Origin of the sequence: Pseudomonas sp. Y5-11 (genome assembly GCF_022368695.1) — a bacterium.
Lineage (GTDB): Bacteria > Pseudomonadota > Gammaproteobacteria > Pseudomonadales > Pseudomonadaceae > Aquipseudomonas > Aquipseudomonas parakoreensis.
Window position 1 is genome coordinate 3,819,120 of sequence record NZ_CP058974.1, and the last position, 12,687, is coordinate 3,831,806.

General features: G+C 60.7%; 11 protein-coding genes. 5 read left to right on the top strand and 6 right to left on the bottom strand.

Features of this window, described 5'->3' with window-relative positions; genetic code table 11:
* Positions 1 to 96 precede the first annotated feature (96 nt).
* Positions 97 to 471, top strand: coding sequence for a hypothetical protein (locus HXW87_RS16810; RefSeq protein WP_095669117.1), 375 nt, complete (start codon positions 97 to 99; stop codon positions 469 to 471).
* 121 nt (positions 472 to 592) lie between these two features.
* Here HXW87_RS16810 and HXW87_RS16815 read toward each other — a convergent pair whose 3' ends face one another.
* Positions 593 to 817 (bottom strand): YgdI/YgdR family lipoprotein, encoded by a 225-nt coding sequence (locus HXW87_RS16815; RefSeq protein ID WP_047294538.1) that lies wholly within the window; start codon positions 815 to 817, stop codon positions 593 to 595.
* Positions 818 to 1,022: 205 nt separating this feature from the next.
* Here HXW87_RS16815 and HXW87_RS16820 point away from each other — a divergent pair, with 205 nt between their 5' ends.
* The 4 genes from HXW87_RS16820 to HXW87_RS16835 all read left to right on the top strand — a co-directional run bounded on the left by HXW87_RS16820 (position 1,023) and on the right by HXW87_RS16835 (position 7,565).
* Complete coding sequence (locus tag HXW87_RS16820; RefSeq protein ID WP_239776754.1) at positions 1,023 to 2,675, top strand: VRR-NUC domain-containing protein; 1,653 nt, start codon at positions 1,023 to 1,025, stop codon at positions 2,673 to 2,675.
* Positions 2,672 to 4,963: an ATP-dependent DNA helicase gene (locus HXW87_RS16825; protein WP_239776756.1), complete on the top strand. Its 2,292-nt coding sequence runs from the start codon at positions 2,672 to 2,674 to the stop codon at positions 4,961 to 4,963. The genes HXW87_RS16820 and HXW87_RS16825 overlap by 4 nt, the downstream gene beginning before the upstream one ends.
* Positions 4,964 to 5,039: 76 nt before the next feature.
* Positions 5,040 to 6,962 (top strand): PAS domain-containing sensor histidine kinase, encoded by a 1,923-nt coding sequence (locus tag HXW87_RS16830; RefSeq protein WP_095669310.1) that lies wholly within the window; start codon positions 5,040 to 5,042, stop codon positions 6,960 to 6,962.
* A 66-nt stretch (positions 6,963 to 7,028) separates the two neighbouring features.
* Positions 7,029 to 7,565, top strand: coding sequence for a hypothetical protein (locus HXW87_RS16835; protein ID WP_041064140.1), 537 nt, complete (start codon positions 7,029 to 7,031; stop codon positions 7,563 to 7,565).
* 54 nt (positions 7,566 to 7,619) lie between these two features.
* On the opposite strand, the gene HXW87_RS16840 is transcribed toward HXW87_RS16835, so the two are convergent.
* The 5 genes from HXW87_RS16840 to HXW87_RS16860 all read right to left on the bottom strand — a co-directional run bounded on the left by HXW87_RS16840 (position 7,620) and on the right by HXW87_RS16860 (position 12,413).
* On the bottom strand, positions 7,620 to 7,916 hold the full coding sequence (locus HXW87_RS16840) for a hypothetical protein (RefSeq protein WP_047294696.1): 297 nt from the start codon (positions 7,914 to 7,916) through the stop codon (positions 7,620 to 7,622).
* Positions 7,917 to 8,103: 187 nt separating this feature from the next.
* A complete protein-coding gene (locus tag HXW87_RS16845) occupies positions 8,104 to 9,447 on the bottom strand; it encodes a cation:proton antiporter (RefSeq protein WP_239776767.1) in 1,344 nt (447 codons plus the stop codon).
* Positions 9,448 to 9,483: 36 nt separating this feature from the next.
* A complete protein-coding gene (locus HXW87_RS16850; protein WP_121185548.1) occupies positions 9,484 to 10,095 on the bottom strand; it encodes a Yip1 family protein in 612 nt (203 codons plus the stop codon).
* An 88-nt stretch (positions 10,096 to 10,183) separates the two neighbouring features.
* Positions 10,184 to 11,041 carry a glucose 1-dehydrogenase gene (locus tag HXW87_RS16855; protein ID WP_239776769.1) on the bottom strand — a complete coding sequence of 286 codons (858 nt, stop codon included), beginning with the start codon at positions 11,039 to 11,041 and terminating at the stop codon, positions 10,184 to 10,186.
* A gap of 217 nt (positions 11,042 to 11,258) precedes the next feature.
* The gene (locus tag HXW87_RS16860) at positions 11,259 to 12,413 is read right to left on the bottom strand and encodes a PatB family C-S lyase (protein ID WP_239776779.1); all 1,155 of its coding nucleotides are present in this window, start codon (positions 12,411 to 12,413) and stop codon (positions 11,259 to 11,261) included.
* Positions 12,414 to 12,687: the final 274 nt, after the last annotated feature.

Sequence of the window (12,687 nt, forward strand, 5' to 3'; positions counted from 1 at the left end):
TGACTCAAAAGCTGTGCAATCAGCAAAAGCGGCCTAAAGCCAGCACGTGCCCACACGTTCTATAGCCAGCCGCCATTGAGTACAGGAGATGCACACGTGAGAAGGGTCAAGGGGTATGTCGGACTTGTCGGACTGGCGCTGTTATCGGCCAATGCCTGGGCCGATCTGCCGCCAACCTCGATTCTGAGCCGTTACGGCATCAGTAGCGATCAACTGCCGAAACCGGCGAAGACGGAAGCCATCGAACCGGTCGAAGAGAAAAGCCTGTTTCAGATCCAGCCCGAACAGCCGTTCGTGACGTTTCGGCGGGGTGACGACAAACAGGCGCAAGCCACCGGCAACCTGAGCATCGACCGCATGACCCAGCAGGATCTGGAGCGCTGCCGACGTCTGCAAGCCGAGCTGGCGCGCCGGGGTGAACAGTATTTCAGCTGTGATCACAGCATTGTGGGCCTGCCTGCTTTCGAATAACCCACACAGATCACGCTCTCCCTGTAGGAGCTGCCGCAGGCTGCGATCTTTTGATCTTGTTTTTAAGATCAAAGTCAAAAGATCGCAGCCTTCGGCAGCTCCTACAGGTAAAGCGGGGGTGTCAGTCTTCCTTGCGTACGGTCGCGACTTCGTCGGAACGGACTTTCACCTTGGTCCCGGAAATATCCTCGAACTCATAGAACCCGTCCTTGTTCTTGGTTTTCGGCATGTCCTTGGTCAAATACTGGGTGCCGTTCTGCAAGGTCACCACGGTCGGAGTCGAGCAGCCGGCCAATGCCAGAAAGGCTGCTACCGCCAGGGGAAGACCCAGAGTCTTGATGTTCATACCCACCTCAAATACCTCATTCCATATGAATTGACCGTATCCGGTCTCTAACGCGGTTGGTGCCATCGAACCGGGAAAAGTTCGACAGCACCCTGAAAAAATTCCGATTGTCGCTGCCATTGATCTTTTTCCGTTTGCACGCGACCGGCCAGAGCTGGTATCTGTACGCATAACCAGTACTCGCTCGCCATGGCCCTGAATTCCCGTGACTGCCAACCCACTCGACGATCCGTTCTATTACCTCAACAACTTCCGGCAAGTGCTTGATTGGCTTGGGCTTCGCTATGCCGATGTGATGAGCGAATCCGAGCATGGCTTCATCCGCGACTTCAAGATCCTGCCGCGCGCTTCGCAGGGGCTGCTGGTGCGCATGGTCATGCGCAAGGGCGTGCATTTCCGCCTCGGCAAACTCAACTACCCGGAAATCGGCGACATCAGCGACGCCGCGCAGCCATTGTTGAGTCACGGCTGGCTCGACGATCAGGCTCTGTTGAGCGTGGCCGAGGTGTTCGACGTGTTGCTCAAGGCTGAACTGCTGCAGGCGTTCGGCCAGTTCATCGAACAGCCCAAGGGTCGCAAGGACGACTGGCTGCCGGCGCTCGCCGAGCAATTCAGCGAGTCGCGCAGCCTCTGTGATTGGGCGCCGACGCTCGGCGACCGCTTGCTCAGCCTGACCATCATGGACCTGTGCGACCGTCTGCGTCTGATGTTCTTCGGCAACCTGTACCAGGACTGGTCGGAATTCGTCCTTGCCGACCTCGGCATCTTTACCTACGAAAAAGTCGAGTTCTGCGCCGACTCCCGTGGCCTGCGCAGCCGCGAAGACGTGGACGCCTGCCTGTTCCTGCATCAGTGCCAGCAACGCTTCGAGGCCGGTGAGCCGTTGGAGATCATCGTCGAACAGGTCAGCGCACTGCAATTCGACAACCCGTGGCTGCAACGGCGGCGCGGCAAGGTGCTGTTCCAGATCGGCCAGTATTGCGAACGCATCACTGAGTTCGCCCTGGCGCTGAGCATTTACCGCGATTGCGCCTATCCCGGCGCCCGTCAGCGAATGATCCGCGTGCTGGAGCGCTGCGGCGAATACGCACTGGCGCTGGAGCTCGCGACGCTTGCCGAACAGGCGCCGGAAAGCGCCGCCGAACAGCAGAGCCTGCAACGGATGCTGCCACGGCTGCGGCGCAAACTCGGCGGGCCACCGCTCAAGCGGGCAACGCCACGCCCGGTCGAGCGCCTTGATCTGCAACTACCGCGCACTTATCCGGGATTGTCAGTGGAGTTCCACGTACAAGCGCATCTGCACGAAGACAGCGGCCCGGTGCATTACGTCGAAAACAGTCTGATCAACTCGCTGTTCGGCCTGTTGTGCTGGCCGGCGATTTTCGCACCGTTGCCGGGGGCGTTCTTTCATCCGTTCCAGCGCGGGCCGGTGGATCTGCTCAATGAAGATTTTCAGCAACGCCGCGCCGAACTGTTCCAGGCCTGCCTCGACCAGCTCGACGACGGCCGTTACGCCGCAACCATTCGTGAGCGCTTCGTCGCCAAATGGGGCGTGCAGTCACCGTTCGTGTTCTGGGGCGCGTTGAATGAGCAACTGCTGGAGCAGGCGCTGGCGTGTTTGCCGCCCCAGCACCTCAAACACTGGTTCCATCGCCTGCTGCTCGACATCAAGGCCAACCGCACAGGCATGCCCGACCTGATCCAGTTCTGGCCGCAGCACAAGACCTACCGGATGATCGAAGTCAAAGGCCCGGGTGACCGCCTGCAGGACAACCAGCTGCGCTGGCTGGAGTTCTGCCACCAACACCAGATGCCGGTCGCCGTGTGCTACGTGCAATGGGCGGAGCAGAGCGCTTGAGCTACAGCATTGCCGTCCGCGCGCTGTGCGAGTTCACCGCCAAGACCGGCGACCTCGACCTGCGTTTTACCCCTTCGCCGACAGCGCTCGAAGGCATGCTCGGGCACCGTACCGTTGCCTCGCGGCGCAGCGATAAATACCAAAGCGAGGTGGCGCTGGAAGGCGAGTTTCTGCAATTGAAAGTCAGGGGCAGGGCGGACGGCTACGACCCGGCGCAGAACTGCCTGGAAGAAGTCAAAACCTATCGCGGCGACCTCAGCAAGCAACCGGCCAACCATCGCCAGTTGCATTGGGCGCAGGCGAAAATCTACGGCTGGCTGATGTGCCGCAAGCTTGAACTTGAACAGATCAACCTGGCGCTGGTGTATTTCGACATCGTCAGCGAAAAGGAAACCTGTCTGGTCGAGACCTTCAGTGCGCCGGTCTTGCAGGCGTTTTTCGAACAACAATGCCGGTTGTTCCTGAACTGGGCCGAGCAGGAAATGGCCCATCGCGAGGCGCGCAATCTGGCCGCGCAGCAATTGGCCTTTCCCCATGCCGACTTTCGCCCCGGCCAACGGCATCTGGCCGAATCGGTGTTCAAGGCGGTCAGCACCGGCCGTTGTCTGATGGCCCAGGCGCCCACCGGGATTGGCAAGACCCTCGGCACGTTGTTTCCCCTGCTCAAGGCCCTGGCGCCGCAGCAACTGGACAAGGTGTTTTTTCTGACCGCGAAGACCCCGGGGCGCAAACTGGCGCTGGATGCCAGTCAGGTGTTGTTCGATCAATCGCAAAACCTGCCGCTGCGGGTGCTGGAGATGGTCGCCCGGGACAAGGCCTGCGAATACCCGGACAAAGTCTGTCACGGTGAATCCTGCCCGTTGGCCCAGGGCTTTTATGATCGACTGCCCGCCGCCCGGCAAGCGGCCAGCCGGATCAATCTGCTCGATCAGGCGGCGATGCGCGAAGTGGCCCGTCAGCACACGGTTTGCCCGTATTACCTGAGCCAGGAGATGGCGCGCTGGGCCGACGTGGTGGTAGCGGACTACAACTATTACTTCGATTTCAGTGCGCTGCTGTTCGGTCTGGCTCAGCTCAACCAGTGGAAAGTCGCGGTGCTGGCCGATGAAGCGCACAACCTGGTCGAACGCGGGCGCTCGATGTACAGCGCCAGTCTCGATCAGGCCGCGCTGGCCAGCGTACGCAAGTCCGCCCCCGAAGCCTTGAAGAAATCCCTGCAACGGGTCAACCGCGAGTGGAACGCGCTGCATCAGCCGCAACTGGCGCCGTATCAAGCCTACGACAAAGCCCCGGAGAAACTGCTGCAAGCCGTGTCCCTGTGCAGCGCGGCCATTGGCGATTACCTCAATGATCATCCGCAGGGGCTCGACAGTGCGCTGCAAACCTTCTATTTCGACCTGCTGCAGTTTGGCCGGGTCGCAGAGCTGTTCGACGAGCATTACCTGTTCGACATCAGCAAGCGCGACCTCGAGCGTAAACGACCGCTGTCGCAACTGTGCCTGCGCAACGTGGTGCCGGCGGCGTTCCTCGGCCCGCGCCTGAAAGCGGCGCGCAGCAGCGTGCTGTTCTCGGCGACACTGAGCCCGCGACGCTATTACGCCGATCTGCTCGGCACGCCCGTCGACACGGTCTGGATCGATGTCGAATCGCCGTTCAGTGCCGAACAACTGCAGGTGCAGATCGTCAGTCGTATTTCCACGCGCTTCAATCATCGGCAGGCGTCGCTGGAACCGATCGTCGAGCTGATCGCTCGCCAGTTCAGTGAACGCCCGGGCAATTACCTGGCGTTCTTCAGCAGCTTCGATTACCTGCAACAGGTGCTGACGCTGCTTGCCGAACGCCATCCGCAGATCAATCTGTGGCAGCAGTCCCGGGGCATGGCCGAAGGGCAACGACAGGCCTTTCTCGATCAGTTCACCGCCGACAGCCAGGGCGTCGGCTTCGCCGTGTTGGGCGGTGCGTTCGGTGAGGGCATCGACCTGCCCGGGGCACGGCTGATCGGCGCGTTCATTGCGACTCTGGGACTGGCGCAGCTCAACCCGGTCAACGAACAGTTGAAACGACGCATGGCGGCGATTTTCGGTGCCGGTTACGACTACACCTATCTGTATCCGGGCGTGCAGAAAGTGGTGCAGGCTGCCGGGCGGGTGATCCGCACGCGTGAGGATCGCGGCGTGGTGATGCTGATCGATGACCGCTTCGCCGAACCCAGGATCCAGCAACTGCTGCCACGCTGGTGGTCGCTCGGCACAGACTCCTGCGCAACGAGTACTTTGATCACGTCGTGAATTGACGCGCGTTTGCACCTTCCCATGGCGCCGGATTGCCGCATACTTGCGCTAATGAAAACCAGCGGTGAACCTGATGAGTGACAACCCGAGCAAAACTGCCGCGATCGAGGAGATGCGTTTCCGTCTGTTGATCGATGCGGTGGTCGATTATGCGATTTACATGATCGATCCGGACGGCATCATCACCAGCTGGAACACCGGCGCCAAACGCTTCAAGGGCTACGAGAAGCAAGAAATCATCGGCGAGCATTTCTCGCGTTTCTACACCGAGCAGGACCGTGCGGCAGGCTTGCCGCAACGGGCGCTGGACACCGCAATCCGCGAGGGGCGATTCGAAGGCGAAGGCTGGCGCGTTCGCAAGGACGGTACGCATTTCTGGTGCCATGTGGTGATCGACCCGATCATCGATCCGGACGGCACGCTGCTGGGCTTCGCCAAGATCACCCGCGACCTGACCGACCGCAAAATGGCCGAAGAAACCCTCAAGCAAAGCGAGCAGCAGTTCCGTCTGCTGGTGCAGGGCGTCACGGACTACGCGCTTTACATGCTCAGTCCGGACGGTCGGGTATCCAACTGGAATCAGGGCGCCCAGCGGATCAAGGGCTATCGACCGGAAGAAATCATCGGCGAGCATTTCTCGGTCTTCTACACCGCTGAAGACCGCGAGCGCGGCGAGCCGCAACGGGCGCTGGAAATCGCGGCGCGGGAAGGGCGTTTTGAAAACAACAGCTGGCGGGTGCGCAAGGATGGCAGCCGTTTCTTCGCCCATGTGGTGGTGGATGCCATTCGTGGCGAGACCGGGACATTGCTCGGTTTCGCGAAAATTACCCGTGACGTGACTGAAGTCCATGAATCGCAGCAGGCGCTGGAGAAAACCCGCGAGGCATTGCTGCAGGCGCAGAAGATGCAGGCCATCGGTCAGCTCAGCGGCGGCATTGCCCACGACTTCAACAACCTGCTGACCGTGATCCTGGGCAACCTGGAGATTGTGCGCAAGCGTGTGGGTGACGACCCGAAAATCAATCGCCTGCTGGAAAATGCCGCACAAGGTGCGCTGCGCGGCGTCTCACTGACCCAACGCATGCTGGCCTTTGCCCGGCGTCAGGAACTCAAGACCGAACCGGTCGACATTGTGCACCTTGTGCAAGGCATTACCGGGCTGTTGCGCAGTTCGCTGGGGCCGGGGATCAGTATCGAAACCTCACTGCCCGCGGGACTGGAACCGGTACTGGCCGATGCCAATCAACTGGAACTGGCGGTGCTCAATCTGGCAACCAATGCCCGCGACGCCATGCCCGATGGCGGCAGCGTGGTGATCAGCGCCCGGGCGGAAGTCGTCCTTGAACCGAGCGATTCGACCCTGGCGGCGGGACGTTATGTGTGCCTGAGTCTGCGCGACACCGGCGAAGGCATGGACGAGCACACGCTGGCCTCGGCGCGGGATCCGTTTTTTACCACCAAAGGCCTGGGCAAAGGCACCGGGCTGGGGCTGTCGATGGTGCACGGATTCATTGAGCAGCTCGGTGGCCGTTTCATCCTCAAGAGCGAAAAGGGACAAGGCACGACAGCCGAACTCTGGTTACCGGTCGCGGCGGAAGGCGCACAGGCCCCACGGGTGCAGCCAGGCAGCGAAGCCATCACGGTGCCACGCCTCAGCGTGCTGGTCGTGGACGACGATTCGCTGGTGTTGACCAGCACCACGCTGTTGCTCGAAGACCTTGGCCATCGTGTGGTCAGCGCGACTTCCGGTGCCAGGGCGCTGGCGTTGTTCGAGCAGGGCGAAGTCATCGATCTGATGATCACCGACATGGCCATGCCGCAGATGAGCGGCGCGCAATTGGCGCACGCAGTGCGTCTGCTCAAACCGGACCTGCCGATTGTCCTCGCGACCGGTTACGCCGAACGTCTGGAGGGTTTTGCCGCGCAATTGCCGCGTCTGCCCAAGCCGTTCACCCAGCTGAACCTGATGGAAATCATTGCCCGGTCGATGAAGTGAATCCGCCTGAACTTGTCCGGGACTGGGGCCTTCTAACAGGTTTCCCCGCCCCGGAGCGCGCGTCCCTTGCCTCGCATACTGACTCAGCCCAGCGCTGAAGAGCACCTGACCGAACACGATGCCAAGATGTTCGGCTCACCCAAGGAACGGCTGGATTTCTATCGCAAGGAAATCCAGTACGAAACCAGCATTCTGGCCAACCGCACCGATGCCTATCTGGCCGCGCAGTCGTTTCTGGTGATCGCGTTTGCTTCGTGCATGTCCAACCTCAACCCCGAGTGGGGCAAATTGTTCACGCTGGTGGTGCCGCCATTCCTGGCGCTGCTCGGGCTGCTCAGCTCGCTCAATGCGTGGCCGGGAATTCGTGCCGCGTACGACATCATTGACCATTGGCATTACAAACAGAGCGAGTTGTTGCGCAGCGAACCGATCATGGGCATGGCTTACGACGAGTCGCCACTGTTCAGCGAGATGGAGTCCAGCCATAAGGGCTATCGCAAATCGCTGTTGTTTTCGGTGCGCACGCCGTGGATTTTCGCCACGTTCTGGATCCTGCTGGGCGCTTATGCGGTGTTCATTCAGGTGACCAACCCCGGGGGTTGAGCGCCGCCCAAAGAAAAAGCCCGGACTTCGCAGCCGGGCTTTTTCTTGTGCGCTTTATTCGACAGTTTCAAGCTGCCGACGCAATGCCTGCGAGTGATGCGGGGACATCGGAATTGGCGGAAAGTCCTCGTTGAGGACACACAAGTGATCGATGGCTTCGGCGAACTTCGCATCGGCTTTGCGGCGCATTGCTCGATAGTGCTCAAACTGCTCAAGGTCCAGATTGTCCGCCTCCAGCAGCTCGTAAGCGGCGCGGTTGAGGGCGTGGGCATCTTCGAACAGTTGACGATTGCGTTCCAGGGCCAAAGCCCTGCAAGCCTTGATTTGTGCCGGATTCGAGCATTCTTTCATGACCGTGACCTTGTTATCCAAAGATTCCTCTTCATGGGCTGCAAGCCGCAGGGGAACCGAACCTGCCGGACCTCGCCAAGTGCATCCAGCGAGGGGTTATGGTTGTGACTGCCGGAATCTGGAGAGGGATCCATTTATTTTCAGAAAAAACTTCGATGAATTTCCCAAGATAATCCCACCGGAAAAATCAGTTTTTTCGTTTCTGCCGTTGCTCGTAGCGCGCCAGCAACGGCTGCGTGCTGATGCCATGCAGCAAAATGCTCAGTGCCACCACCGACAAGGTGATATGAGTGCACAACGTCGCGACCGAAGGACTCAGACCGTGATTCAAGGCATAAAACAGATAAAACAGACTGCCGATTCCGCGAATGCCGAACCAGCCGATCAATAGTCGCTGACCACCGTCGAGCAAGTTACCCCATGGCATCAGCGCGACGCAGAGTGGACGCACCACGAAAAAAAGCACCGCGCCGATGACCAACGCCCGCCAGTCCCAATGCGGCACCAGTACCACGCCGAGCAGCGTTACCAGAAACACTTCCATGGCCCGTTCCACCAGGCTGCCGAACGAGAGCATGTCGCCCATCATGATGCCGGCGGCGACCTGACTGCTTTCCAGTTGTTCGGTGTCACCGTGCACCGCGTTCTGCGGTTCGATGTTCTGATGGCCCACCACCGGTTGCACCAGATGTTCGGCCGGCGGTTGGCTCGCGCCGGTGGATTTGACTTCCTCCTGGCGCAAGCCGAGGCCGGCAGCGAACACTGACAGAAAACCATAGCCGCCAATCGCCTCTGCGCCGACGTAAGCCAGAGCAATCAGCGACAGCGCCAGGTAATCATTCGGGCTCAGGGTGCTGTCGTCGTTACGGATGCGCAGCGACAGGGTCAACCGACCGATGCCGCGACCCATCCAGTAACCGCTCAGCAGTCCGACCGGCACCGCCCAAAGCAAATCATGCAGCAGCCAATCGGTGAGTGCGCCGGGTTGCGCGTCGGCCTGCAACAGCAGCAAACCGAGCATCACGAACGGAAACGCGATGCCGTCATTGAGCCCGGCTTCGCCAGACAGGCCAAAGCGCACACTGTCGACATCCCGTGCATCGTTGACCTGCACCAGCGCTGCCAGCACCGGATCGGTCGGCGCCAGCATCGCCCCGATCAGCAGCGACGGCCCCCACGACAGTTGCAGGCCCCAATGCAGCAATACGCTGACCCCGGCGATGGTCAGCACCATCACCGGGCCGGCCAGCCCAAACGCAATTCGCCAACGCTTGTCGCGCAGTGGCAGGCGCAGCTTCAGGCCGCAGACAAACAGCGAAAACAGCACCGCCACTTCCGTGAGGTGTTCCATCCACACGGAGGCGTTTTCCAGTGACAGTTTCAGCAGGTCCAGACCGCTGGGGCCGATGCCGATCCCCAACAACAGGCACACGGCCGAAGTGGTAACCGGCATCCAGCGCAGGTACGACGAGGTCAGCGCCAAGGTCAGCAACACGGCACCCAGTACCGCGACCCAGATGGCAAAGCTCATCTTTGCTCGTCCAATGACGATAGCGTTGGCACCCGGTTAACCAACGGTCGTTCGCAGGTACTCGGGCGAGAGCACGTTGAACCACAGCAGAATCATCGACACCAGAATGGTCACCATCACCAGCAGGCCGACGCCCCAGACGCAAGCCGAGTACAGCAGGCCCTGTTCCTTGCGTTCATGCATAAACGTCGGCAAGCCAACAAACAGCAAGAACGTCGAATACACCGAAGCGGCCCCCAGTACCAGAATCGCCAGCCAGCGACTCGGATAGAGGCCGGCGATCCCGGCGACGAAGAACGGTGTCACGGTATAGGCGGCAAAGCCGATGCACTGGTTAAGCGTGGGGCGCGCGTCGAACGTACGCGACATCCAGCGGATGAACCCGCCGATGACGGCGACCCCGGCGACAATCGCCACATACAGCAGAATGCTCAGTTGCAGTGCACTGGCGGTGCTCAAGCGTACTGTCTCGCCAGCCGCCAGACTCCAGCCGACATAGCTGGTGCCGAGGAACAGACACACGGCGGGAATCAGCGCCAATAGCAGCAGATGCGCCAGATAGTGACGGGGATGGGCCTCTTCCTCGCGGCGGATGTCGGTCCAGGCGAAGTTGGGCTGGGTGAAGAGTTTGATAAGTGGGGCGGACATGACGACCTCCTGATCCTGCGGACCGGTTGGGGCTGTTACAGGTATGGAGGGACGTCATGCCGCCAGGTTCAGTTTTTTCTTGCGCCGCTCAGAGCATCGGCTTGCCGCCGGTCACGCCATAGCGCTGCCCGGTGATGTAGCTGGCTTCATCCGAGGCCAGCAGCACGTAAATCGGCGCCACTTCCACCGGCTGCCCCGGTCGGCCAAGCGGGGTGTTGCCACCGAAGTTCTGCACTTCTTCATCGGGCATGGTCGAGACGATCAGCGGCGTCCAGATTGGTCCGGGGGCCACGCAGTTCACGCGGATTTGTTTCGGCCCGAGGATCTGCGCCAGACCGCCGGTGAAGTTGGCAATCGCGCCTTTGGTGGTGGCGTAGGCCAGCAGTGTGGGTTTGGGCATGTCCGAGTTGATCGAGCTGGTGTTGATGATTGAAGCGCCGGGGCGCATGTGTTTGATCGCCGCCTGGCACAGGCGGAAAATCGCGGTGATGTTGACGTCGAAGGTCATCACCCATTCGTCATCGGGGATTTCTTCGAAGGTTTCGTGGGTCATCTGGAACGCGGCGTTGTTGACCAGAATGTCGATGCGCCCGAAGCGCTCAACGGTCTTGTCCACCAGTTCCTGGCAATGGGCCTTGTGCGCGAGGTCGCCGGACAACAGCAGACACTGGCGGCCCGCCTGTTCGACCCAGCGCGCAGTCTCTTTGGCATCTTCATGCTCATTCAGATAAGCCACGACCACGTCAGCGCCTTCACGGGCAAAGGCAATCGCCACCGCACGGCCGATGCCGCTGTCGGCGCCGGTGATCAGCGCAATCTTGCCGGCGAGCCGCCCGGAACCGACGTAGGTCTGCTCGCCACAATCGGGGTAGGGCTGCATGTTGCTTTGCGAGCCCGGCACGGCTTGAGCTTGTTTGGGGAAGGGTGGTTTTGGGTAATCGGTCATCACAAATCTCCGAGGTTCTCAGGGCGGGTATGGGCGGTTGACCCGGACGGTTTGCCGTGAGTTCGATCGGATTTGCGCTGGATTTTTTGGCGATGACAATGCAAAACCCTGTGGGAGCGAGCTTGCTCGCGAAGGCAGAGTGTCAGCCGACATCAATGTTGACTGAACCACCGCATTCGCGAGCAAGCTCGCTCCCACAGGGGGATCTACTGTGGATTCAGGTATTGCGCTGGGTCAGGGCATGCTCCATGCGGCGGATGCCTTCTTCGAGCAACGACCGCGGGCAGCCGAAGTTCAGGCGCACGAACTGTTGGTGCTGATCACCGAAATCCAGTCCGGCGCTGAGGCCGACTTTGGCCTGTTCGAGGAAAAACTGCTGCGGATTGTCCAGGTCCAGCGCCGAGCAATCGAGCCACGCCAGATAGGTCCCTTGCGGCACATTGAGGGTCACGCCCGGCAAGCGGCTGCGCACCGCATCCACCAGCCAGTCACGATTGGCCTGCAGATAGGTTTTCAGTTCGGCCAGCCACGGCGCACCTTCGCTGTAGGCGACGCGGGTGGCTTCCATGCCCAGCGGGTTGACGCTGTCGACCATGCCGCAACGGGCGTGGTTGACGCGCTCGCGCAGGGCGGCGTCCTGGATGATCATGAACGAGGTCTTGAGGCCGGCAATGTTGTAGGCCTTGCTGGCCGACATCAGGGTGATGGTGCGCTTGGCGATTTCCGGGCTCAGGGAGGCGGTCGGAACGTGCACGCGGCCGTCGAAGCACAGCTCGGCGTGGATCTCGTCGGAGATGATCCAGGCGTCATGCGCCAGGCAGATGTCGGCGATATCCGTCAGCTCTTGGGCGCTGAACACCTTGCCGATCGGGTTGTGCGGGTTGCTCAGGAGCAGCGCACCGCCATTGGCCAGGGACTGACTCAACGCATCCAGCGGAGTGGCGTAGGTACCCCCGGCCTGGGCGACGAATTCCAGCTCGACCTTGTTCAGCCCCCAATGCCCCGGCGCGTGACGCAACGGCGGATAGTTCGGCACTTGCACCACGACGTTCTGCTGCGGCTGCACGAGGGCTTTCAAAGCCATGTTGAAACCGGATTCAACGCCCGGCAGAAAGATCAGCTCCTGCGGTTTGACCTGCCAGGCGAACTTGTTCCACAGGTCGGCGACGATGGCTTCACGCAGGTTGTCCTGCGCCACGCTGTAGCCCACCAGCGGGTGCAACAGGCGTTGCTGCAATGCCTCGATGATCACCGGCGGCGCGGCGAAATCCATATCCGCGACCCACATCGGCAAGACATCGGCCGGGTAGCGGCTCCACTTGGTGCTGCCGGTATTGTGGCGGTCGAATACCTGATCAAAATCGAAAGTCATGCGCGGTCTCGTGAAGGCGGGGTTGGTTCTGGGCGCCATTCTAAGCCCAACGCGACCCCTGTGGGAGCTGGCTTGCCAGCGATGGCGTCGTCACTGTCGCTATTAGTGTTGACTGATCCACTGCTTTCGCTGGCAAGCCAGCTCCCACAGGGTTTTGCGTTCATTGGCCAATAGACCGACAAACGGCCGACGGTCGGTTTTCACACAGAGCATGTGGTCATTGTCTACAGTGAAAAAGCCGGCAGCCATTCTGCCGTAACCGTGTTTGTCCAGA